This window comes from Bacillota bacterium (genome assembly GCA_013178045.1).
GTDB lineage: Bacteria > Bacillota > Ch66 > Ch66 > Ch66 > Ch66.
In genome coordinates, this window is record JABLXP010000018.1 from 1 (window position 1) to 22,538 (window position 22,538).

At 50.1% G+C, this 22,538-nt stretch carries 22 protein-coding genes, 1 tRNA gene and 4 pseudogenes; 4 read left to right on the plus strand and 23 right to left on the minus strand.

The window, feature by feature from the left end; translation table 11 throughout:
* Positions 1-46 precede the first annotated feature (46 nt).
* Complete coding sequence (locus tag HPY81_08505; protein ID NPV27464.1) at positions 47-556, minus strand: hypothetical protein; 510 nt, start codon at positions 554-556, stop codon at positions 47-49.
* Between the two features lie 210 nt (positions 557-766).
* On the opposite strand from HPY81_08505, the pseudogene HPY81_08510 reads away from it, so the two are divergent.
* Both HPY81_08510 and HPY81_08515 read left to right on the plus strand, forming a co-directional pair.
* Positions 767-904: pseudogene (locus tag HPY81_08510) on the plus strand (helix-turn-helix domain-containing protein).
* Positions 905-1,205: 301 nt separating this feature from the next.
* Positions 1,206-1,612 (plus strand): annotated as a pseudogene (locus tag HPY81_08515) (transposase).
* 664 nt (positions 1,613-2,276) lie between these two features.
* On the opposite strand, the gene HPY81_08520 reads toward HPY81_08515, so the two are convergent.
* The 14 genes and pseudogenes from HPY81_08520 to HPY81_08585 form a co-directional block, all read right to left on the minus strand.
* Complete coding sequence (locus HPY81_08520; protein ID NPV27465.1) at positions 2,277-2,510, minus strand: hypothetical protein; 234 nt, start codon at positions 2,508-2,510, stop codon at positions 2,277-2,279.
* 43 nt (positions 2,511-2,553) lie between these two features.
* Positions 2,554-2,630 (minus strand) — tRNA-Pro (locus tag HPY81_08525).
* Positions 2,631-2,710: 80 nt separating this feature from the next.
* Positions 2,711-3,844: an ABC transporter permease gene (locus HPY81_08530; protein ID NPV27466.1), complete on the minus strand. Its 1,134-nt coding sequence runs from the start codon at positions 3,842-3,844 to the stop codon at positions 2,711-2,713.
* Entirely contained in the window at positions 3,841-4,818 is a 978-nt protein-coding gene (locus tag HPY81_08535; protein NPV27467.1) for an ABC transporter ATP-binding protein, read from the minus strand. Before HPY81_08535 ends, HPY81_08530 begins: the two co-directional genes overlap by 4 nt.
* On the minus strand, positions 4,815-5,753 hold the full coding sequence (locus tag HPY81_08540; GenBank protein ID NPV27468.1) for an ABC transporter ATP-binding protein: 939 nt from the start codon (positions 5,751-5,753) through the stop codon (positions 4,815-4,817). The genes HPY81_08535 and HPY81_08540 overlap by 4 nt, the downstream gene beginning before the upstream one ends.
* A gap of 57 nt (positions 5,754-5,810) precedes the next feature.
* Positions 5,811-6,836, minus strand: a complete 1,026-nt coding sequence (locus HPY81_08545) for an HlyD family efflux transporter periplasmic adaptor subunit (protein ID NPV27469.1) — start codon at positions 6,834-6,836, stop codon at positions 5,811-5,813.
* Positions 6,833-7,540, minus strand: a complete 708-nt coding sequence (locus HPY81_08550) for a TetR/AcrR family transcriptional regulator (protein ID NPV27470.1) — start codon at positions 7,538-7,540, stop codon at positions 6,833-6,835. Before HPY81_08550 ends, HPY81_08545 begins: the two co-directional genes overlap by 4 nt.
* A gap of 53 nt (positions 7,541-7,593) precedes the next feature.
* A pseudogene (locus HPY81_08555) lies at positions 7,594-7,897 on the minus strand (hypothetical protein).
* A 19-nt stretch (positions 7,898-7,916) separates the two neighbouring features.
* The gene (locus HPY81_08560) at positions 7,917-8,657 is read right to left on the minus strand and encodes an ABC transporter permease (protein ID NPV27471.1); all 741 of its coding nucleotides are present in this window, start codon (positions 8,655-8,657) and stop codon (positions 7,917-7,919) included.
* Positions 8,657-9,640, minus strand: a complete 984-nt coding sequence (locus HPY81_08565; GenBank protein ID NPV27472.1) for an ATP-binding cassette domain-containing protein — start codon at positions 9,638-9,640, stop codon at positions 8,657-8,659. Before HPY81_08565 ends, HPY81_08560 begins: the two co-directional genes overlap by 1 nt.
* 117 nt (positions 9,641-9,757) lie before the next feature.
* Positions 9,758-10,834 (minus strand): diguanylate cyclase, encoded by a 1,077-nt coding sequence (locus tag HPY81_08570; protein ID NPV27473.1) that lies wholly within the window; start codon positions 10,832-10,834, stop codon positions 9,758-9,760.
* Positions 10,835-11,030: 196 nt separating this feature from the next.
* Positions 11,031-11,180, minus strand: coding sequence for a hypothetical protein (locus HPY81_08575; GenBank protein NPV27474.1), 150 nt, complete (start codon positions 11,178-11,180; stop codon positions 11,031-11,033).
* 48 nt (positions 11,181-11,228) lie between these two features.
* Positions 11,229-11,439, minus strand: a pseudogene (locus HPY81_08580) (hypothetical protein).
* Between the two features lie 783 nt (positions 11,440-12,222).
* The gene (locus HPY81_08585; GenBank protein ID NPV27475.1) at positions 12,223-13,023 is read right to left on the minus strand and encodes an MBL fold metallo-hydrolase; all 801 of its coding nucleotides are present in this window, start codon (positions 13,021-13,023) and stop codon (positions 12,223-12,225) included.
* 132 nt (positions 13,024-13,155) lie between these two features.
* Between HPY81_08585 and HPY81_08590 the strand changes: the two genes are divergently transcribed.
* Positions 13,156-13,416 (plus strand): hypothetical protein, encoded by a 261-nt coding sequence (locus tag HPY81_08590; GenBank protein ID NPV27476.1) that lies wholly within the window; start codon positions 13,156-13,158, stop codon positions 13,414-13,416.
* A gap of 56 nt (positions 13,417-13,472) precedes the next feature.
* Here the strand turns inward: HPY81_08590 and HPY81_08595 are convergent, their stop codons facing one another.
* From HPY81_08595 to HPY81_08605, 3 genes are all read right to left on the minus strand, one after another.
* Positions 13,473-13,646 (minus strand): hypothetical protein, encoded by a 174-nt coding sequence (locus HPY81_08595; protein NPV27477.1) that lies wholly within the window; start codon positions 13,644-13,646, stop codon positions 13,473-13,475.
* Between the two features lie 41 nt (positions 13,647-13,687).
* Complete coding sequence (locus tag HPY81_08600) at positions 13,688-14,680, minus strand: SpoIID/LytB domain-containing protein (GenBank protein ID NPV27478.1); 993 nt, start codon at positions 14,678-14,680, stop codon at positions 13,688-13,690.
* Between the two features lie 174 nt (positions 14,681-14,854).
* The gene (locus HPY81_08605; protein NPV27479.1) at positions 14,855-15,292 is read right to left on the minus strand and encodes a transcriptional repressor; all 438 of its coding nucleotides are present in this window, start codon (positions 15,290-15,292) and stop codon (positions 14,855-14,857) included.
* Between the two features lie 269 nt (positions 15,293-15,561).
* On the opposite strand from HPY81_08605, the gene HPY81_08610 reads away from it, so the two are divergent.
* On the plus strand, positions 15,562-16,959 hold the full coding sequence (locus HPY81_08610) for an MATE family efflux transporter (GenBank protein NPV27480.1): 1,398 nt from the start codon (positions 15,562-15,564) through the stop codon (positions 16,957-16,959).
* Between the two features lie 223 nt (positions 16,960-17,182).
* On the opposite strand, the gene HPY81_08615 is transcribed toward HPY81_08610, so the two are convergent.
* The 5 genes from HPY81_08615 to HPY81_08635 all read right to left on the minus strand — a co-directional run bounded on the left by HPY81_08615 (position 17,183) and on the right by HPY81_08635 (position 22,492).
* Positions 17,183-19,033: a thioredoxin domain-containing protein gene (locus HPY81_08615; protein ID NPV27481.1), complete on the minus strand. Its 1,851-nt coding sequence runs from the start codon at positions 19,031-19,033 to the stop codon at positions 17,183-17,185.
* A 146-nt stretch (positions 19,034-19,179) separates the two neighbouring features.
* Positions 19,180-20,166 carry an MBL fold metallo-hydrolase gene (locus HPY81_08620; protein NPV27482.1) on the minus strand — a complete coding sequence of 329 codons (987 nt, stop codon included), beginning with the start codon at positions 20,164-20,166 and terminating at the stop codon, positions 19,180-19,182.
* Between the two features lie 56 nt (positions 20,167-20,222).
* Positions 20,223-21,137 carry a hypothetical protein gene (locus HPY81_08625; GenBank protein ID NPV27483.1) on the minus strand — a complete coding sequence of 305 codons (915 nt, stop codon included), beginning with the start codon at positions 21,135-21,137 and terminating at the stop codon, positions 20,223-20,225.
* A 119-nt stretch (positions 21,138-21,256) separates the two neighbouring features.
* Positions 21,257-21,424 carry a hypothetical protein gene (locus HPY81_08630; GenBank protein ID NPV27484.1) on the minus strand — a complete coding sequence of 56 codons (168 nt, stop codon included), beginning with the start codon at positions 21,422-21,424 and terminating at the stop codon, positions 21,257-21,259.
* A 117-nt stretch (positions 21,425-21,541) separates the two neighbouring features.
* Positions 21,542-22,492 carry a 3-hydroxyacyl-CoA dehydrogenase family protein gene (locus HPY81_08635; protein ID NPV27485.1) on the minus strand — a complete coding sequence of 317 codons (951 nt, stop codon included), beginning with the start codon at positions 22,490-22,492 and terminating at the stop codon, positions 21,542-21,544.
* Positions 22,493-22,538 lie beyond the last annotated feature (46 nt).

Sequence of the window (22,538 nt, forward strand, 5' to 3'; positions counted from 1 at the left end):
CACAAATACTCCGTCAGCTTCTATTACCAACGCCGGAACTTCCCGGTTACTCTGCTTCAATAGCTGCTTCCGCTCTATAACTGCTGCTGCCTTCTCTTGTTCTTCTGCTTCTCGTGCTTCCCCAGCCTCCGGTTACCCACCGGTGAATCTCTTGGTGGCTTACTGGTACGAAAAACGTATTCTCCAGCACGGCGGCTGTCTCCCGAAAAGATAGTTTGGTCGCCAGCTCAATGGCCAATTGCTGGACCAACGGGCAATAACGCTCCTCCGGGCGTAAGCCTAAAGCCTGGTCAAGTGGGAAAATTATTTCCGTTCTCCCTCCAACCCGCCGCCGGTATCCCCGCCGCTTGATTACAATTTCTAACCCAAACAGCGTCACAAGACGCCGTTCCCGCTTCCCGATGGATTCCCATCCTTTCCCGGGATGGCCTAGTTCTTCGTCAAGTTGGTTCAATATGGTCTCCAAGGTTTGCCCTATAATGCTCACCATCACTTTGAGTAGGTTAAATACAAATCCTTTGAAGGAATCAATACGGTCCACGGCGAATTCTTTCATCAGAAACCAACCTCCTTCTTTCGGACCCTTAGTGGATCCGTGGTTTTTTAGCATTCGGGGGTTGGTTTCTATTTTCTTTCCTAGATTTCCTTCTGCCTATCTACCTGTCCCCACTAAAATTTTACTCTAAGTGGCAAGCATGTGTTCATTCTGTGATTATGTCACCTTGAAATATTCTCTAGAAAATGTCACTTCGGTTAAAATGAAAGGATGATATTATCAATGACACAGGATGAACGAAACAAGCTATATGTGGCTCGTTGCTTACTCGACGGGAAAATGACCATCAGCGAAGCAGCAGAGATTTTAAGCCTAAGCGAACGCCAGGTAAAACGCATTAAAATGGGTTTTTAAGTCCCAAGAAACATACCAAAGTGAAACATCACAAACCACCCATGCCGGCCAAGGTACAACCAATAATGAAAATAAGTTTGTGATTGCAAAGGTATGATTTTCTGCTACATTGGAATTATCAGGAACAAGGTTGATTGCATTTTGATGGTTTAACCTCGAACACAAACCTAACCTGATTGCCTTTGAGCACAGCCAATTGTCGCCCCTTGTTCATGTAGACTTGGGAACAGCACGGGTGTTAAACTATGTATCTTCTCGGGCAATCATCCCTGAAATTCTTTGGAGCAAGAGTGAGTCGTATGCAAGACATCCTGGAAATATGAAAAACGTTCCCGGCAAAAATACTGACATGAAGGACGCCGAATGGATAGCTACTCTTTTGCGCGCTGGATTGTTAGATTGTTAGAAGGAAGTTTTATCCCCTCCAAACCAATCCGGGAACTCCGTAATCTGACCCGGTACCGCAAAAGCATCATCGAGGAAATTTCTTCCCAGAAAAACCGGATTGAAAAGCATTTACAAAGCTGCGGTTTTAAGCTCTCTACCTTCCTGACTGATATCTTTGGGGTATCGGGCCGGGCGATTATGGAGCATCTCAGCTACCACGGGAAGATATCCGCACGGGAAGTAGAGAATTTTGTAAAGGGGCGTGCTAAGAGCAAGCTCCATGAAATCAAACAGGCTGTCAATGGTAAAGTGGATACAGACGCCTATCGAAAAGAAAATGACAACCGCGCTGTCAAGAAAACCCTCACAATACCCAACTGGTTGAATATTAAGGCCGAAAAAGCAAATATCAACTTTTCACAAGTTTTGCAAAAAGCCTTAATAAAAAGAATTAAACTTGACTCCCGGTAAAAGAAAGCAGTCTTAACAGAAAAAATATGGTAGTATCACGAAATCTGAGCCTTACCACTGCCAAAGCCTGGGACTTCATGGCTTTGAGCTATAAGTGTTTGATCATCAAGCACTACTGAATTATTTTTCGGACCACTGCACCTGGTAATATCAGTTCCTGCCAGCGGTCTTCAACAAATCCAGCAATGCGTACTTTTTTCCCTGTGTCCGGGACTTCAACCAGTGGAATCTGTCCCTTTCCGCACCCTGTCTTTTTATTTCCATAAAGATTTGTGGGAACCTTATTAAAATACGTCTTAAAGCGCGTGTAGGGGAAATCAACCAAACGCTTTATTTGTACACAATTGATTACATTGTTTCGCTAGTTGTTCCTGCCCCGGCATGGCCTGCGCCTTTACCGTTAGAGTACTTTGATCCTCGAAAGGATAAAAAATTCCTCCGTTTCGCGCTGCCTTTTGCCTTGCTACTCCGGAGGGACCTGTCACAGTTTTCTTCCCATCTATCTTAGTCAACAATGCCCCTTTCTTGGCCGTCCAGGGGAATCATGTATCGCGCTTATTGCAGCATACCTGAGGCGGACAGCAACAAGCCGCATTTTTTTGCTAGTCGGCGCTGCGCCGTATACGGTCCGTAGCAGACTACCAGTAGTATTAATTCCTTGCTGCACAGCATTATGGATTAATTCAGTCCGCTTCTTAAGCCGGCGGACCATTTCTACCACTCTTTTCTTCTGGTAAACCATTCCCGCTTCGCTTAGAAGCGGGAGCTTTTTGCAGGCACAGCAATGGTCGGGATGACAGGATTTGAACCTGCGACCTCTTGGTCCCGAACCAAGCGCTCTACCAAGCTGAGCCACATCCCGACTGACGACATTTATTTTACCAAGTACGGCCTCAAAAGTCAACATGTGAAGATCTGGTTCAGTTAAACCCATCAATCACCCTATTCTAACTTCTTGCGGAATCGGACAATCCCCAGGGCAATAATCGCGACGCTGTAAATGGTCAACGGCCAAATATATTGCCATAAATAAGGCAAACTCACCCCCTTCAAGATGATCCCCCGCAGAATCTGCAAATAATAGGTCGCTGGAATCAAATAACCCAAGCCGTAGATTAACGCGGGCATCGATTCACGCGGGAAAACAAAACCCGAAAGCAGGATCGTCGGCAAGATGACAAAAATAGACATCTGCATAGCCTGCTGCTGATTCTTGGCCACCGTCGAAATCAGTAGACCCATCCCCAGATTGGCCACCATAAAAATCAGGGTTAAAACGTACAACAGTGTCAGGTTACCCACGACCGGTACGGAGAAAATCCAGATACCACTGAGAAGCGCCAGCGTCAATTGAACATAGCCGACCACGATATACGGCACAATTTTGCCAATCATCAACTCATACTTTTTGATCGGGGTGACGATCAACTGTTCCAGCGTCCCCCGTTCCCGTTCCCGAACGATGGCCATCGCCGTCACCATTACCATGGTCATGGTGAGGATAACGCCCAGCAACCCAGGGACAATAAAGTTGGCTGATACCAGATCGGGATTATACCAGGCCCGTACCCGAACATCAACAGGCATTTCCAAAGGAGCACTTATACCGGCCTTTTGCAGTACCTGCGTCATCACCTGGATCGAGCGCAATTGACCGATGGCGGAAGCGGTGCTGATGGCCGAGGAAGCCGTCATCGGGTCGGAAGCATCCACAATCACCTGCATGGTCGCCTGTCTTCTCACCGTGAGTGCCTCAGCAAAGTCAGGCGGGAAAACGATCGCCACCTTCGCCTGGCCGCTATCGATGGCCCTGGTCACTTCGTCGAAACTGTTTACGTAGTAGACAAGGTCATAATACTGGGAATTTTGAAAAGCAGCCAAAATCTCCCGGCTCTCTTGCTGCCGGCACTGGTCAAACACCACTGTCGGCAGGTGCTTGACATCAGTGTTGACCGCAAAACCAAAGAGCAGGAGCTGGATAACCGGAATCATAATCATCATGGCCAAGGTCAACCGATCGCGCCGCATCTGAATAAATTCCTTGGTGATAATCGGCCACAGCCGGGTTTGGATCATCGCTTATCACCGTCCTTAGCCGCGATTCTGGCCATATCTTCGGCCTGCCTTTCTCTTTCCACCAGGTTGACGAATACATCCTCCAGGGAAGGCGACACCGGACTGATTCTCGTTACCTCTATCCCTTGCTCTTTTAGCTCCGAGGCTAAAATGGAAATTACCGTAGCGGCTGATTCTACCACCGCGTGAACAAACGACCCATGCAGATTCGCCGATTTCACCCGAGGATACTGGCGGACCCGGTCCAATACATGTAAGGGATTGTCTGCCTCCAGTTCAATCAATTCACCCGACCAGAAGGAGAGCTTAATCTCATCGGGGCTACCGACAGCAATCATTTTTCCCCCGTACATAAACCCGATCCGGTCACAGTGTTCTGCCTCGTCCATGTAATGTGTCGTCACCACCACCGTAGTACCCTGATTGGCCAGTTCATAGATAATATCCCAGAATTGACGGCGAGCAGCGGGATCCACGCTGCCCGTCGGCTCATCCAGGAATACCATGGCTGGTTGATGCAGAATGGCACAGCCCAGAGCCAGACGCTGCTTCCATCCACCAGACAGGTTAGCCACCAATTCCTCTTCGCGCCCCTCCAGGCCGGCCAACGCCACAATCTCCTTCAACCGCTGCGCGCGCTGTTTAACCGGTAATTGATAGATCCCGGCATAAAAATTCAGATTCTCCTTTACGCTGAGGTCCTCATACAAACTGAAACGCTGTGACATGTAGCCGATCTCCATTTTGATTTTATCCGGCTCTTTTTTCAGGTTGTAGCCAAGGACCCAGCCATCCCCCAAAGTGGGATCAAGCAGTCCACACAACATGCGAATGACGGTTGACTTCCCCGCCCCGTTCGGGCCAAGAAAGCCGAAGATCTCGCCCTTCTTGACCGTTAAATTCAAACGGTCAACCGCTACAAATGTCCCGAATTGTTTGGTCAGATCTCTGGTGATTACGGCGTAATCATTCATTGCGCCGCTTCCCCTCTTTCCTTGAGCAGATACAGAAAGACATCTTCCAGGGACGGCATAATCCGGCGGATTTCCACGACTTCCACCTTCTCCTCGACCAGTCCGGCTTGAAGACCGGGCAATACTCTGACCGCTTCGTTCACCACCAGATGCAGTTTGTCCCCGAATAAGCTAACTTCGTTAACTCCCGGTAATTTGCTCGCCACTTGTTTGGCAAGAAATTTTGGTTTTGCCTTAATCTCGATAATTTCGTGCTTCATGAGACGTCGAATTTCCATCGGTGAACCGACATGAAGCACCCGTCCCTGATGGAGAAAAGCAATAGTCTGGCAGCGTTCAGCCTCGTCCATGTAGGGAGTAGACACAATAATGGTAGTACCCTTCTGATTCATTTCCCGTAACAAATCCCAAAACTCACGACGGGACACCGGGTCAACCCCGGTAGTCGGCTCATCAAGCAGAATCAACTCCGGTTCGTGAAGGACCGTACAGGCCAGTGCCAGCTTTTGTTTCATTCCGCCGGAAAGGTCCTCGGCTAAACGGTTGGTAAAAGGCTGCAGTCTGGTAAAGTTAAGTAAAGATTCAATCCGCTGGTCACGGACCGGCCGGGGAACCTGGTAGATGTCGGCAAAGAAACAGAGGTTTTCGATTACCGTTAGGTCACGGTAGAGGCTGAAGCGCTGCGACATGTAGCCAATTTTTAGTCTAGCAGCCTCCGCGTCGGTGGCCAGATTGTGGCCAAATACCTGACAAATACCGGCGGTCGGGTCAATTAAGCCGCAAAACAGACGAATGGCGGTGGTTTTTCCGGCTCCATCCGGACCTACCAAGCCAAAAATCTCTCCCCGCTTCACCTGCAGATTCAAGCCGGCCAGTGCCGTCACGTGGCCAAATTCTTTTCTCAGCTCCCGAGTGATCAGGGCCCACTGTTCCACCGGTCCCTCTCCTCTCTCGTCCTATATCAATCGGTTTCTATAATCCGGACCTCGCACCTAACGGGCACTTTCCAGGATGATCTCCGCGTCAGCGGGCATGCCCGGTTTCAACAAGTGTTCTGAATTATCCAGTTCGACCTTCACGCCAAAGACCAGGTTAACCCGCTCTTTTTTCGTCTGGATAAACTTGGGGGTAAACTCAGCCTGGGGTGAAATCTCCACCACCCGACCCGAAAACTCCCGGTTGGGGAAAGAGTCAACTGTTATTCGAACCGCCTGGCCAAGTTTAACCTGACCGATTTCCGTTTCTGGCACATAGATCCGCATCCATAAGTGCGCCAAATCGATCAGCGTCAGGATGGGCTGCCCGGCAGTCACCAGTTCTCCCGGCTCTGCGCCTTTAAACAACACGGTCCCTGACATCGGAGCGGTTAAAATAGTTTCGTTGAGGTTTGTTTTGGTCATCTCAAGCTGGGCGCGGGCTTGCTCGACATCGTGACTGGCCGCCGCGATTGCCTCCGGCCTAGAGCCGCTTCTAATCAGTTCCAGCCGCTGCTGTTTGGCCGTGAGTTGAGCCCTGGCCGTCTCCAACAAAGTTTTGGCCCGGTCCAGTTCTTGAGCAGTACTGGCACCCTGGGCATACAATTGGTTAATTCGTTGCCAATCCGCTTCCGCTTTCGCCAGATCGGCTTGCGCCTGCTGGACCGCAGCCTGAGCTTCCCGAATCTCCGGTTGGCGTGCTCCCGCCTGCAAGTCTTTCAGGTATGCCTCCGCTTTCGCCACCGCCGCCTCGTCTTTGGTCAATTGGGCGTTTAGGGCGGCACTATCGAGTTTTACCAGCACCTGCCCCTGGGTAACCTGGTCTCCTTCTTTAACCGCCAGATTTTCAACCCGCGCGGAGATTTTGGCGCTGATGTTCACCCGGGTAGCTTCAATTGTTCCCGTCGCTGTCAGCACCCCGGATTTTTTCTGGTTCTGGCCCAGGAGAAAATAGTAACACAGTACCATCCCGATAGTTATCATGCCGAGCCCGAACAATATTTTTTTCTTATGCTGACTTAAACTCTCCCAAATCACCTTCATTCACCGCTTCCCTCCTTGGCGTTAAGATCCTTTGGTTCCTGGTCTTCCTGGTTTGCACTTTCCCGCTGCTGCAAACCATGGAAGAAAATCTCCAAGGTATGCCGGGCTAATTGCTGTCCCGTCCCTTCAAGGTAATTCGTCATCCCTGGCAGCCGATTTATGATGGGTGAGCCGATAAAGAAGAGTAGAATCATGCCAATAAGTGAAATTGCCGCTAATCTGGTATCCACCTGGCGAAAGAGTCCCGATTCAATACCTTCGTGAATGGTATGCTCAAAGCTCAGAAAATTCTTCGGTATATACTGATTAACCGCCATTTCAATATGCTTCGTATCCTCTGAACTGATTACCCGCAGCCACAGTTTGGCCGCTTGTCTCCGGCGCTGGAGAAAGCTGATGTAGTTGTTGACGATCTGGGTAATTCGTTCGGCCGGATCTCCTCCTGCTTTGATAGTCCGATCAATCACACTGGTAATTTCAGACAGTATTCCCTCCATAATTCCCCGGTAAAGGCCTTCCTTGTTGCCAAAATAATAGTAAATCATCGCGCTGTTGACCTGAGCCTGATCAGCAATTTCCCGGATGGAAACCCCATCAAACCCCCGATCGGCAAAAAGGTTTTCCGCTGCTTCCAGGATCCTGGTTTTGGGGTCCTTCACGTCAGCCACGGCACAAACTGAATCAAGCGGTTGCTTGTGGTCCACGTTTTCACTTCCCTGTGTTTTTGGGTTCTAATTAAACGTTTGATTAACTGCTGCTATGTTGATTTTAATACAGCAGCAATCGCCAGCTGATACGTACCGAATCTTATTGGCAACCCAACCATCCAGGGAAATTCGGTCGGCTGCCGTAAACACCTTGTTTACCAGGCCCTTAAACATGCAGTAGGCCGCCATACTGTCAGCAATCAAGGTCACATCCAGCCCAAGCTGGCTAACCGAACAGGCCGTCAGCCGGGCCCCTTGCAGGTACGGTCTGGTCTCCGTCGCCACCACCCTGACCTGTTTACCGTCATCCCTGGCTAGGCGCAGCATCTGTAACAGGCCGGCCCTTTTTCTCATCGGCGAGTACGCCGAACAATCATCCCTCCCGATTAAACAGGACCATCGCCCCTACCATAGCGACCAGCATCGTCGCCGTCACCACCGTCAAATCCAGCACCAGTGGAAACTCATTAAAGCCAAGAATTACCCCTTTCAGGGCGTCAACCCCGTAAGCCAGCGGGTCAATGGTCACCAACGATTTCATCCACAGCGGGAGATTTCCGAGGGGGAAGGCTGCCCCACTTAAGAAAAACATCGGCATGACCACAAAGTTCATGATCAATTGGAAACTCTGAAAGGATTCCATCCGGGCTGCAATTAAAATACCGATGGAAGATAAAGCCAGCGCAATTAAAAACATGATCCCGATCACCTGGCCAACGACCCAAAAGGAAAGCTTTATTCCAAGAATCGGCCCGAACAGCATGACCAGTGACCCCTGCAGGATGGCCGTCGTGCTACCGCTCAGGGCCTTCCCGATTACCACCGACAGCCGAGACACCGGGGCGACCAGAATCTCTTTCAGGAAGCCAAACTCCCGGTCCCAAATAATCGACATCCCGGAGAAGATAGAGGTAAACAAAACCGTCATCCCAATCACTCCAGGAAACATGAATCGGGCATAGTCAATCCCCATCGGTCCGCTAAAACTTGCCCCCAGGCCCTTACCCATGATAAACAGCCAGACTGCGGGCTGAAGCAGGGAAGTAAGAATTCTCGCCCGCTCCCGCCAGAATCTGATTAGTTCCCGCAGCCAGATCACGTAAACCGCTCTGATCAACCCTGTCGCCTCCTCCGCATCCGGACATGCGCCCGCATGATGTCCTTCGCGCCGACTTCCTCTTCCCGAATATCCCGGCCGGTCAACTGAAGGAACACATCATCTAACGTCGGCTTACGCAGGCTGATGTAGTTGACGGTCAGGGGCAATTCCGCCACCACTTTGGGGATAAATTCCTCTCCGTTGTTGATTTCAAAATGGATACCGTCCCTGTCCCGACTGAGCTTGAGGCCATACTTCTCTTGCATGAACGCCATTGCTCTGGCATTATCATCAGTCCGCATCGAAATAATATCGCCGCCGACCAGCTTCTTCAGGTTGGTTGGTGTGTCCAGAGCCACGATCTGACCGTGATCAATGATCGCGATCCGGTCACAGTTCTCCGCCTCGTCCATGTAATGGGTGGTCATAAAGATGGTGATGTTTTCCCGGGAGCGCAGTTGATGAATGTACTGCCAGATGTGGTTACGCGTCTGAGGGTCCAGCCCCACTGTTGGCTCATCCAAAAAGAGCACCCGGGGATAGTGCAGGAGACCACGGGCAATCTCCAGGCGTCGTTTCATCCCCCCGGAAAAGGTTTTTACCAGTTCCTTAGACCGGTCGGCCAGTTCCACCATGGCCAGGACCTCCGCGAGTCGGCGTTCCCGCTCCACTTTGGGCACACCGTAAAGAATGGCGTGAAAGATCAGGTTCTCCCTGGCCGTCAGGGACTCGTCGAGGCTCGGGTCTTGAAACACCAGGCCAATTGCCTGCCGGACAAGAGCCGGTTGCGTCGCAATATCATATCCCGCCAGGCGGGCTATACCGGCGGTCGGCTTCAAAAGGGTACTTAAGATCTTGATGGTTGTTGATTTACCCGCCCCATTTGGTCCCAATAAGCCAAAAATCTCTCCTTCTTGAACTGTTAAAGAAATCCCCTTGACCGCTTCAAACTGACCAAACTTCTTGACCAGATGATTAACTTCAATAATATTACTCATTTCATCTCCCCCGGCCAGGTTATGGGCCGTTCTGAAAGATCTAATATATTTTATCTTATATATTATATCTCAAGGTAATTTGTCCATACGATAGTAAAAAACACCTGGGTTCAGGTGCTAACTTGAGCCAGTAGATTTTTCTATCTCCGGGGTGAAAATGCTGATCTGGTTACCTCCTTTACGTTTCGCGTAATACATCGCCCAGTCCGCTTTATCGATGAGTTTTTGTGCTGTTTGCGCGTCCTGGGGAAACGTGGCAATCCCAATACTGACTGTTACCTTCAGAGGTTCTTCCAGCACACTGGTGATAGTTATTTCCTGGACGCGCTGCCGCAACCGCTCGGCCACGGTTCTTGCGCCGGGCGAATCGGTTTCCAGCAGGATTACCGTAAACTCTTCACCCCCATAACGCGCCGCCACATCAATCGTGCGGATTGACTCCCTGATCACTCTAGCAACTTCGCACAGCACCAGATCACCCTGGATATGCCCATATCTGTCGTTGTACGTTTTGAAACAATCAAGGTCACAAAAAAGAATTGATAAAGAATTTCCTTCTGCTTTGGCCCGGATAAGTTCTTCTTTTAATCGTTCGATAAAATATACATGATTGTACAATTGGGTTAATCCATCATAAATCGCCTGTTCCGATAATCTGGAATACAACTCATTTTCCAGGCAGAGGACGGCCAGGTTGGCCAAAGCAGTCACCTTTTGCAGATCACCCCGGCTCAAACGGCCCAGTTCCTTCCGCTCGACCATCATCACTCCCAGCGACCGGTCACGACCATACAGAGGAATTAATAAGGTGGTAATCTCAGGTTGTTCAAAAAACCGGGCTTGGTTTTTTAAGACCTGAAGTTGCCCGTGCGGATCAACAACAATCAGGTAATCACTGAAACCAGGCTCGGAAGTCCGCAATACTTCGAGCAGGGTTTTACTAACTTCCAGACAAGCGACCTGTTCACTTTTTATCCATAGCACCTCGCGCTCTTTTTCAAACAAGAAGAAGAAACAGCCATCAACCGGCAGTGTTTCTCGACACACATGAGCGATCTGTTCCAGAACTTCATGGCTGTCCCGCTGTTGAATTATCCGCCCCGTCAGATGATTAATCAGGCTGATAAACAATAATTCACGCTCCAGGGCACGTTGGGTAGTGTTCAGTTTGACCTGGAGTTCGCCCTGTTCCAACTTCCGTGCCTCCCCGAAAGAAAGTTTGAGGTTGTTTTCGCTTTTCTTTTTAAACTTTCCTGCCGGTAATATGTCTTGTTCTGTCGGAGAAAAAATTTCTTTCGTCAACAAATTCGCGGAAGCGGTTCCCTCAACCACAAACCCCCGGGATTAATAAATCCAACGTGCCGAAGGAAGCACAAACCTCTACTACAGATCATAACGCTTTATTTCGGCTAAGACAAGTCGGATAATTGTGGGTTAATAAAATCTGAATAATTAACCCAGCCTCCAGGTTATTGGCTTGCATCTGTTTCTGCAATCTGGCAATTCTCGCTTCAAGTTCGCTCTTCGGCACCAACCGCATCGCGCCGCCCCTCTCCTTGATCCACCAGTTGAGCTTTAATCTCGTTCATTATTGCTTCCCGGCTACGTTTTCCCCGAACGGCTGGCCATACCCCTCATTTTTCCCCTGGAGAATAAATTCTGCGGCCAGGCCGGCCGCCTCCACGGTGATCCGCATACAGTTAAGATCAATGAGGCCGGTGTCGATAATGGCTTTCAGGACAGATTCAGCACAATTTTAATCCCTCGTGGAAGTTCTGGCGGGCGTTATCCCTGCCTTTTGAATCAGATCCGGCTCATCCATCCCATCTTCAACTCCTTTTCACGGAATTTTATTCACCTACTGATTCTTTGATCTTGACTGTGACCTTGATACTGCGGCAACACTCATCATTTTTGGTGATGAAGCCCACTTCTTTCTGAGTTGACTTGACTGGTCCAGTAATTCCTAGGTAAACATCATATTTTAACCCTTCCTAATCCAAAATGTTTGTCAATATTTTCTAAAATTCAATACCTGCCCGTTAACCAAACGAAAATTTCTCCTCCCTTTCTTAAAAAGGTGTATATCTTTTATCTTCTTTTAAGATTGTCCTGTCCCACCACCCTTATTGCACTAATATATTTAATCTTCTGAATGTTTTGTTAAAATTTCGACTTGTAAGTGAAGTTCGTTAGAATACGCTTTTTTTTCGGAAACAACTTGGAAAGCTAGATTAAGCAGAGATTCGGCAGGATGTCAAAAACATGCGTGCAAAAGTCTAAGTTAGCTGGGTAGGCTATTTTTTCGAGCCAGTCTATTTTTATATTTATGGCCTTTGTTTCGATTTATGCCGGAAAGCGATCAGAATTGAATACACAATTTAACCTTAACTAACGTCTCTGGCCAGGATTAATTGAGTTTGGGAACAACCAAGGCTTTTCGCGTATTCTTCCAGTTGAAAAAGATGTAATAAAGTTTCTTTCAGGTTCATGTTCTCACCTCTTTCAAATTAGTTATCGTTCGAGAATAAAGCGGTGACCAGTAAGCCACCGCTTTCCACCTGCATCTTTGATACTGTTAGTTAAATATCTGTCCACTGGTTATACGGTAATAACACAACCCGGGTAGTTTTCAGCCCTTCTGTCAGCAGTTCAACCGGTACCGGCTCTAAAAAAAGTTTAAAATCATAATGAATAGGCACCAGCACTCGTGGCTTCAAGAGCCGTTCTACCGCCTCAACTGTTTCTTCTGCTGAGATCGCCGGCCAGGCTGTCCCCTTGGTCGCCGGGTCGTAGACCTTACCCCCGACGTTGATGATCGCTACATCAACCTGCTCATCAGGTACGCCATCTAACTTAGTGTCACCACTGATATAAACGCTGACCTCTGGTAATTGAAAAATAAAACTCAACATCGGCCCCCCGCAAGGCATTGCTCCATAATTGGCCGGGTTGCGGTTAATCTTGGCCGCCGCTTTGGTGCCTTCTTCCCCGGTGAACCAATGCACCCCTTGAAAAGTCTGGCCAGCAATTCCGCCAAGATTAAACTTTTGGCCCGGCTCCAAAGGTAGGACCTGAGTATCAGTAATCGCAAACAAATTTTTTAAGGTCGCGATCACTTCAAGGTTGCCGACAAATACCGGACGTTTCGCCGCATTAATTCGTTTGACCGCTTCCAGGTCAAAGTGATCAAAGTGACCGTGCGTGATGATGACAAACTGGGGGTCATGGTTAGTCAAATAATCAGTCAAGTCGGGAGCATGCTCATTTTCCGTATACCAGTCGCCATAGTCCGCTTTTCGGGAAAAATAGGGGTCAACCAGCCACTCCATCTGGTTTACTTTCAGGCTGAAACAACCGGCGCCATGCCAACATATCTGCACCATCATCGACCTCCCCATAGTGTGATGGTGTATATTTCCATCTTCGCCCTTAATTTCCTTCTCCCAAAAGATGTTTTTTATCACTTTGCGGGTAAGCTAAGATTGACACCTTGAACACAGGGAGGGAGTACAATGTCCAGCGGTTGTCCGGCCTGTAATGGTCTAAGCGAACTTCGCCAAAATTGTCCTGATTGTGGAGAAGAAATGGAGGATATGGGAGCGGTTAGCGATTATCTGGGTCCCTATAGTCCTTATCAGGACCGGGAACTCCTGGATTTAACCGTTCCGGATGCACAAGAACATGACTGGGGAGAATGCGTTCACCTGCTGTTCTGCCCGAACTGTGGCCGGGACCATCGCCAAAGAGTGGAAACCATTCCGCTACCGGAGTAAAAAAAGAAAGTGATAGTCGGTTAGGCTATCACTTTCTTAATTACTTTTAGGGATTGTTAATTCTTTTCTATACTACTATTCCCGATTTCCGGCCCAGTCAAGGTTTCAGGCATAACAATCTCGGGTCGGGATGTCGGGGTTCTGTCACTATCTGTAGAAGGATTGTTCAAATTCATTTTGGATGTTGTCCCATCGACAACATTACGCTTCTTCTGGATGTCTTTTAACATAACATTTGCCTCCTTTGGGCATATTTGCACGATACCCGCCTTTATTGCCACATAGTTACCAGTTGGACATTTTTAAAGTAGCGGCTGACAATCTCATCCGCTGGTTTCCCCTGTTTGGCTAACACCCGGGCACCCCACTGCGACATCCCTACTCCATGACCAAATCCCCGACCGCGGAACGTCGCTTTATCCGCGGCCACCTTGATCTCATCAATCAGCATTGACTTGACGTCCTTGCTCCCGATCGCCAGACGGAAGGCTGGTCCGGACACTTCAACGTCGCCAATTTTTAGCTTGGTCGCTCGCCCAGATGGTCCTTTTTCGGTGATCTCAATCCGGTCTACTTTTCCTGGGTCTTTGCCTGTCGCCTTTTTCACAGCCGCCCGAATCTCATCCATGGATACCGTTGCACTCCAGGCCCGCTCTTCCGGCGGAACGCCCTTCTCCAGTGAGGTATCGTCAATCACCGCGATGTACGGAGTCGGTTTCTCCTTATAACCCAGCCCCTCTTCAGCGGTCGCCGTTTTGCCACCACTGTAAGCATGGAACCAGGCATTGATAAATTGTCCGTTAGATACCAAAACTTTACCTCTGGTCTTTTTTACCGCCTCACGAACATTGTTATTGATTTTCCTGGCATCATAGGCTTGAAACTCTTCTTCGTTGGTTGAGGCATGGGCTTGGCGATTGGGGAGTACGCCCTTATCAGCAATTTTCGCCAGAGTAAACGTTCGCGCGAGAATTGCTTGTGCCGCCAGGGCTTCAACCTCCCAATCAGGTTCCATTTCCGCGGCGACTACGCCTTGAATATAGTCCTCCATTTTCATGGAGACCACCTTTTTCTTGTCGGCGTCATAAACCAACAATTCAGGCTCAACACCGGCTCCCTTGTTGATTACATCAGGTATCGCTGGTACATTGGCCGCTGGCCCAGGTGCTGGGGCTGGTTTTCGCACCCTCCCCGGGCAACCAATTGAGACAACCATGGACAAGATTAGAATCGTAACCAGAACACCAATTGTTCTTTTTCCCATCTATTTTTCGCCCCCTTTTTTGAACTTATTATCTCTGCTGCCCAGAAAATTATTCAAAATAGCACGTACGATAGAGTCTTTGTAAACCGTAATAAAATGAAAAAGACCAGGATATCTCCTGATCAAACCTTTTTTGAGGCGTCTTTTTTGAGGCAAGTTTATCTTTTTAAAATTTTAGGTAGTTCGACAGCGACGGCAGTAGCCAAAAAATTTCACGCTGTGGTCAACAACCTGGAAACCGTTTTCTCTTTCAATGGTTTCTTCTAATTGGTGGAGCAAATCTTCCTGCGCTTCAGTGATTTCCCCACACCGCAAACAAATCAAATGGTGGTGTCGATGTCGCTCTTGGGGGGTAAATTCATACCGACTCCGGCCATCGCCAAAATCAACTTTGTGGAGGATGTTTAATTCCACCAGAAGATCCAGAGTCCGGTAGACGGTAGCAAGCCCAATCTCAGTTGCTTTTTCTTTAACCAGACTGTAGACATCTTCGGCGCTTAAATGTTGACCACTGTGCTCAGCCAGAACGCGCAAAATGGTTTCCCGTTGGGGTGTTAGTTTGTGTTGAGCTGTATTTAATTCTCTAGTTATTTCCTCCAGTCGCGACTTCATGGTTGTCATCTTTTTTCACCCAATCAAAAAATTCAAGGCTCTTTTAATCATTATAGGAAAATAAAAAAACTCCGTCAATCTTTCACCCCGGGAAGTCCGTGTCAAGATTCAGTAGGAAAAGGGGACAGGCTACTTTTTTGCAAAGCAAAAAAGTAGCCTGTCCCCTTTTCCTTCTTTCTCTCTTTTTCTGGGAATAATACCGGGTGTTCTTCCCTAGACAATTCTGTTAAACTGTTAATAAAGCACATTTGCGTCAATTTGCTTGAAAGATGAAGGTTACGAGAATGCATCATCATAAGTTTCGGCCCGAAATTATTGCGGGTCCAATCGCCCCGACCTTGCTTTCCCTGGCTTATCCCAACATGCTGGCGATGCTCCTTCAAACCATCTATAGCCTGATTGATACACTGCTCATGGGCTGGGTTGGGACCGATGAACTAACCGCCATCAGCCTGTCCTTCCCGATCAGCTTCATCCTGGTCAATTTCGCTTTCGGCGTAGGGGTCGGCGTCAACTCCCTGGTCGCTCGGGCCATTGGTGCCCGGAATCAAGAACAGGCGGAACAGATCGCCACCCAATCGCTACTGATTGCACTTGTCCTGGCCGGGGCTTTTACACTGATCGGCTTCGTTTTCGCAGAAAACATCTACTGCTTTATGGGAGCCGAAGGACGTGTCCTGGAACTATCCCTATCATACATTAAGATTATTCTTCTCGGCAATATCTTTCTGTTCCTGCAAAACATTGGTACGGCTATTCTGCGTGGTGAAGGTGATATGCTCGCCAGTTCCCGGGTTATGATGACCGCAACCCTGGTCAACCTCGGGCTTGACCCTCTGCTAATTTTTGGTCTGGCTGGCCTCCCCGCCCTCGGCGTAAATGGAGCCGCCTGGGCCACCAACCTGGGGCGGATCACTGGTTGTCTGATGCTGTTGCGCCACTTTTGCCAACAGAAGTCCAGTATTCACCTGCAACTGCGCGGCTTCCGGTATAGTTCGACCCTGACCCGACAGTTGGTTGAACTCGCTTTGCCTATGGCTTTTTCTCGCCTAACCATTCCGCTCGTCTCGGTCTTTCTGAATAAACTGATGATGAGCCTGACCCCCTTCGCCGTCGCCGCCCGGGGGATTGGTTCCCGGCTGGACGCCATCGCTTTCCTGCCAGCCCAGGGATTAGCCAGCGCGACCGTAACCATGGTTGGACAAAACCTGGGTGCAGGCAAAAATAAGCGGGCCAGACAGGTTGTCACCACTGCTGGATGGCTGGCCGTGGGAGGAATGGCGGCAGTCGGGACAGCGTTTTTCGCCATGGCCCCAGTGATTATCGCCCGCTTTTCGGCCAATCCGCAGATTGGGTACATCGGTGTGCAGTACCTCCACATCGTGGTCTTTAGTTACCCTTTCATTGCCATCGATATGGTTAATAACGCGGCTTTTCAGGGGTTGGGGCTAGGCTGGCCGACCCTGGTGATTACTCTGTGTCGGGTTTGGGCCCTACAGCTACCATCGGCATACTTCTTCGCCTTGACACTGGGTTGGGGGACCAGTGGCGTCTGGTTCGCCCTGGTCTTTGCCAATGCTTTGGCCTCGATGGCCAGCATTCTGCTTTTGCGCTACTTCCTGAATAAAAAAGCGGCTGCCTTAAATCAGCCGGATAGGACTTTATAAACTTTTTTATCTTTTTTTTTGACCGCGAGACTTCCCCTTTCATTTTAGTCTCGTGCCTCTTCTTTCCTCTCCCGAGCTCAGCCTCACTGGCTGGACCGAGTGGCTCCGCATGCCTGTCCAGATTGAAGAAGATGGCTGAGCCCGAGGCTTCGGCTATCAGTCCCGATTCTTTCAGCTCAGGGCTCTTTTTCTTTTCTAATCTCATCGTAACACCTCCGTAAGCTTATAGTTTAACTTCAGGCCTTTTTGGGTTTACTTGATTAATGGCCGCTTCGCACTGAATATCTCCCCATTTCTCTGTCTCATTACAACGCCCCAAATTACGCAATAATCGGGCCAGCTCTGACGTCCCGCTTAATGGTTGGAAGCAGCGTTCACCAATACAAACGTAGGCTTTGGCTGGGGGCCCGGGATCGTAACCATTGGCCGCGACCAGTTCCGCCTGTGTTCTTGGATCCAGAAGATACGCCACCCGGCGGGGGGTGAAGTTGATCAAAGCGGTCCGCAACAGTTCGCGCGGGGCTGTTTGCTCACGTTCACCCACCACCGTAACCACCGTCCACGGTTTTAACACCTCACTAACCGCCAGGGCATAACCAGCCGCCATCACGTCATACCTTCGGTAGAGCTTCTTGCCGGCCGCCAGCGCCCGTCGCGCCGCGGTCAGGTAACGCTTCTGATGAGTCAGAGCAGCCAATTCCGCCAACCAGCGGGCTGCCTCGGCATTATGGCGAAAGTCCACCAATGGCTTTTTCAAAGCTCCCAGGGCGTTCGGGTCGGGTAGGGAATCATAGAACCCACCCGCTGGGGACTGCAGCCGCGTTAAACAGTACTCGGCCAGTTTCTCTGACCATCGAATAAATTTTTCTTCCCCTGTCACCTGGTAAGCCATGTTCAAGGCGAATCCCACGGCTATCTCGTCGATCAGGAGCCCCCAAACGTGAGGCTGTCCGTCATAATAATGGGCCATCCCCTTCTCTGCTTGGTAACAGCGCCGCAGCAGGAAATCAATGGTAGAAAGCGCCCTGACTTTCCAGTGGTCATTACGAAAAATGACAGCGGCTTGCAGCAGACTGCGGACCAGTAATCCGTTCCAGTTAACGTAGATAATCCGGTCAATGAAAGGAGCAGGGTGCCGACGGCGAGCGGTCATTGGCAGCGCGTAGTACTCCTCGTCAGCGTCCTGGGTGCCGGCCCAGGCTCCAGTATCCGGGGAGTACAAATTGCTTTCCAGGTACCGCAAGACATCCCTGGCTACTTCAGCAAAGCGAGCTTCCCCGGTAATCTGGTAAGCCATCAATAAATTACCCAGCAGGAGGGCATTGTCTTCCAACATTTTTTCAAAGTGGGGGATACTCCAGTCCCGCGTTGTGGAATAGCGAAAAAAGCCACCTTCCACCGGGTCGTACATTCTGCTGCCCGACATCTGTGTCAGGGTGTGGGAAAAAATCGTTCGCCACTGCTCCTCCCCTGTTTCCACGTAGCTCACCATGGCCAGTTCCAGGGCTTCGCTCATTGGGAACTTGGGGGCAACGCCAAACCCCCCATACCGTTCATCATAGTTCTTCACCACTTCTTGCCGGACCTGGTTAATTATCTCCTCCGTTATATCCCCGGCCGCGACTCTTCCTTCCCGTTGCCGCAGCGCATACTCACCTGCCGGCCGCAGGAAAAGTTCGCGATTCTCCCGGTAACTTTTGACCACTCTGTGCAGAAACGTTTTCATCTCCGCCGGCGGGATATAGGTTCCCCCGGTCAACAGTTCTCCCTGGGGTGACAGGATGGCCGTGGTAGGCCACCCACCGAGATTGTACCGCTCATTGATATCCGGCCGCTGATCTGTATCGACGCGAATCGCCACCAGATTATCGTTAATGAACTTGATTATTTGGGGATCGGAATAAGTTGTTTCATCCATGACGTGGCACCAGTGACACCAGACTCCACTGATGGCAAGGAGAATCAGTTTGTCTTCCTGTTGTGCTTTGGCGAAAGCCTGTTCTTCCCAACTAAACCAGTGAATTTCCCGGGCTCGATTTGGCCGGGGTGAAAAACGCAGGTGAAAAGCCGCCATGTCTATACCTCCGCCGTGAATATTTATAACCTCAAGATTAATTGCTTTTTGCTTAGTTTTTCACCCGGGCCAAAAAAAATCCGTCCTGACCGTTAGGACCAGCGACGGAATTTAAGCTCGGCAATTGTTCGGATTGAAAAAGGTCGTTAGCTTTTTCTTGAAAACACAAACATCTGGTCCTTCATTTCCCTTTGGATTACTCCTTTTTCCTCAAGGTATTTCAGGTGGGCAATCGCCTCCCCGGTCGCGAACCATTTTTGCGCGACAGGAAACAAATCCCAGGAATCATAAGTCATATCCCAGGTCATTTGTGACGCTACCTGATAGGCAGTCTGTACGCCCTTGGTTAAGATAGCTAGGACCTCATCAATCCGGCGCTGGTGGTGGAGCTTCAGCTCTTGAATCCGCCGTTTACAGTCGTTAATCAGCCCCCGGTGACCAGGCAAGGCCAGGTCGATATCGAGTTGGTCGACCAGGTCGAGGCTGTTAAGGTATTCCTGGAGATAACTACCTTGAGGCGACCATTGGGAAATGTTAGGGGTGATGTCCCCAAGAATATGGTCCCCCGCGACCAGGATTTTTTTCGCGGATTCGTATAGACACATATGGCCCCGCGTGTGACCAGGAGTTGCCACGCACCGAAAATGATAGTCGCCGATGCTGATCGAATCACCTTCATGCACTATAGTAAAATCCAGGTGGCCAATAGGGCTGAATAAATAACCAGGGTGTTTTTCAATTGCCTCGTGTGACTCATCTTCGGGAAAGCCATTTAAGTAGGCAAAGTTTCGCATTTTATCCCAGTAATCCCTGGAGCGTGTAAAATTATTGAGGACAGCGGCATCCGGTTGACTGCAGTAGATCCGGGAGTTGCTGGTAGCTAGATTACCTACAAGGCCAGAATGATCAGCGTGCATGTGGGTAAGAAAAAAATCCGTCTTATCTAAATCCACGCCAAGCTCCCGCAGACCAAAGTCCATTGCCCTTTGACATTCCTCCCGGTTCATGCCGGTATCAATAATCAAATTTCGGTTCTCTGCTTTAATCACATACGCATTGAGGGCTTTTAAGGGATTCCTGGGAAGCGGAACCTCGATTTTATACAGGTTTGGTAAAATCTTCTGCGTAACCAAGCCATTCACTCCTCCATCCAAAAATGCCTCCCAATTAGGGGAGGCGGTATATTAGACTAACTCATCCCTAACAATTGTCTAGGATTCTCCGCCACCATCTGTCTGATCCAATGCCAAGGAATCCCGGCCTCGAAGAGACCGCAGCAGAACCGCATTAAGCCTTCGCTGGGATCCAGACCATCTTTCTCCCCCAAATCCGTCTCGAGAAGACAGCGCTCAGGGCCGATTCGCCTGATCTCCTCAGCAGTTCGACTGATTGGGTACCTACCCCATTTCTCCGTGGTAGGCAAGAAAGAGCGCTCAATGTAGACACCCAGACGGGCCATCTCCAATTGGAAATCAAGCGGAAGTGAGGAAACCGGTAATTCGGGGTGGTTGAGCACTACTCGTTTAACACCCAGTTCCCGCGCCGCGGGTACCAGTTGGCCGATCTCTTCCAGAGAAAGGTGACCAGTAGCCAGGACGGCATCCCTTTCGGCTACGATTTTGACGATGTCGATCACCTCAGGGAGTAACCGACCAGAATCGTCAAGGATACGGAGGGGTTTAACCGGGTATTTGAGCTGAATGGTGGCAGCCATTTCCTGGTAACCGGCGTCTCCATAGTATCGGAGATGGTTTTGCGCATGGATGGTCGGCATCCAGACAATCTTACCTCCCAGCCCCAGCGCCAGTTCAACGCTGTAGGGGTTGAACCCGCCGACAAAATGATTCAGGACTACCCCGCCAAATACTTGAATACCAGCCACATAGCGGTCGGCCACGTGCGCCCGTTCAACCGAAGACCCTTCATGAGCTTTAAGAACCACGGCAGCCAGACCGGCTTTCGCCGCTTGTTTGGCCAACTCCCAGTCGTCGTAGAGCCTGGGGAATAGACTGAGTCCCGCGTGGACATGAACATCCACCGCCCCCTTGAGCATTTCCCAGGCTGCCGATTCTTCGATTCGTTCAGTCGTCGGCATCAGGTTCATCCCTTTCTGCTAATGGTTAACATCGGGCGGAATGCGGCTGTTCTTAACCCAATTCTAAACGCCGGCGAAAATTTAATCAAGCCTCATATTTTTCCCGGCATCGTATCTCAACCAGCACGCTACCCAAGCGGCCCGTATTTTCGCACCCGCTCAATTTGCTCCTTAATCCCTGCTTCAAAACTGAACTTCAAGGGCCGGCCCACAGCCTGCTCCAGGCGGGTACCATCCAGCCACGAGGCATAATAAGTGGGTGCAGACCACAGCGCCGATAAAACCGGTCCCCCCAAAAACTGCCACAGTCACCGCTATTCCCCCTTTCATCAATCAGCAATTATGATTAACCCTTCACCATGCTCCCGCCATCAATCGTGATCACCTCAAGATTAACAACCGATCGCCGTCCCTCAGCCAATGTGGTCAAGCTCCCGAATAGCCTTCATCATCTTTAAAATTTTCAAGGTTCTTTCCTTTTGGACTTGAGCCACATCCACCTGGCTATAGTCCTTCAGTCCCCGGCCGGTCTTAACTCCTAACCAACCTTTTGACGTCAACTCAACCGCCAGGCCCAAGGGCTCCGTGCTGTTACATAAATGCGGGATCACAAACGATCCGACCTTCAGGCTCACGTCCCAGCCAATGTGGTCGCGCAACTCCAGCGGTCCCTCGAACGGCCAGCGCACTCCGTAGGTAGCCTTTAGGGCTGCATCAACATCCTCCGGCGTGGCCCACCCCTGCGCCACCATGTAACAGGCCTCCCGAAAGATGGCCTGCCCGATCCGGTTGAGAATAAACCCGGGAATATACTGGTTGACCATGGCTGGCTTTTTCCCTAACTTGATGAGCAATGCTTTCATCGTTTCCACCGTATCCTCTGCGGTCTGGGGCCCCCGGACAATCTCCACCAAAGGCATGATGTGGGGAGGCGTGCACCAGTGGGCAATAATCAGCCGCTCAGGATGGGAAACTTCCGCGATGTCAAAAATGTTCAGGGCTGAGGTGTTACTGACCAGGATCGTTTCCGCGGGACAAAGACGATCAAGTTCGGTAAATAACGCCCGTTTGGCGGACGCGTCTTCGAAAATGGCTTCGAGGACCAGGTTGGCCTGGGAAGCAGCCGGCGCAAGCCGGTCAGTGAAAGTAATCCGTTGTTGGGCTTCCCTCGCCACCTCTTCGGTCATCTCCCCTACCGAGCACAGCGTTTCCACGTTGTTCGCGATCAAGTACCGGGCTTTCTCCAGTTGAGCCGGGCCCTGATCGACCAGGGTGGTCTCGAATCCGTTAACCGCAAACACCTGGGCGATCGAATGACCCTGGGTCCCCGCCCCGACCACGACGACTTTCCAGTTGTCGAACAAGATGTCCACCCCTTTCCAGCATTTTTTGATTAACTCGGATTTGTGA

Coding starts and splice junctions, on each gene's coding strand:
- HPY81_08505 (NPV27464.1), bottom strand. CDS start 556: ATGAAAGAATTCGCCGTGGACCGTATTGATTCCTTCAAAGGATTTGTA.
- HPY81_08520 (NPV27465.1), bottom strand. CDS start 2,510: ATGGTTTACCAGAAGAAAAGAGTGGTAGAAATGGTCCGCCGGCTTAAG.
- HPY81_08530 (NPV27466.1), bottom strand. CDS start 3,844: ATGATCCAAACCCGGCTGTGGCCGATTATCACCAAGGAATTTATTCAG.
- HPY81_08535 (NPV27467.1), bottom strand. CDS start 4,818: ATGAATGATTACGCCGTAATCACCAGAGATCTGACCAAACAATTCGGG.
- HPY81_08545 (NPV27469.1), bottom strand. CDS start 6,836: ATGAAGGTGATTTGGGAGAGTTTAAGTCAGCATAAGAAAAAAATATTG.
- HPY81_08565 (NPV27472.1), bottom strand. CDS start 9,640: ATGAGTAATATTATTGAAGTTAATCATCTGGTCAAGAAGTTTGGTCAG.
- HPY81_08575 (NPV27474.1), bottom strand. CDS start 11,180: ATGCGGTTGGTGCCGAAGAGCGAACTTGAAGCGAGAATTGCCAGATTG.
- HPY81_08590 (NPV27476.1), top strand. CDS start 13,156: ATGTCCAGCGGTTGTCCGGCCTGTAATGGTCTAAGCGAACTTCGCCAA.
- HPY81_08595 (NPV27477.1), bottom strand. CDS start 13,646: ATGTTAAAAGACATCCAGAAGAAGCGTAATGTTGTCGATGGGACAACA.
- HPY81_08600 (NPV27478.1), bottom strand. CDS start 14,680: ATGGGAAAAAGAACAATTGGTGTTCTGGTTACGATTCTAATCTTGTCC.
- HPY81_08605 (NPV27479.1), bottom strand. CDS start 15,292: ATGAAGTCGCGACTGGAGGAAATAACTAGAGAATTAAATACAGCTCAA.
- HPY81_08610 (NPV27480.1), top strand. CDS start 15,562: ATGAAGGTTACGAGAATGCATCATCATAAGTTTCGGCCCGAAATTATT.
- HPY81_08615 (NPV27481.1), bottom strand. CDS start 19,033: ATGGCGGCTTTTCACCTGCGTTTTTCACCCCGGCCAAATCGAGCCCGG.
- HPY81_08625 (NPV27483.1), bottom strand. CDS start 21,137: ATGAACCTGATGCCGACGACTGAACGAATCGAAGAATCGGCAGCCTGG.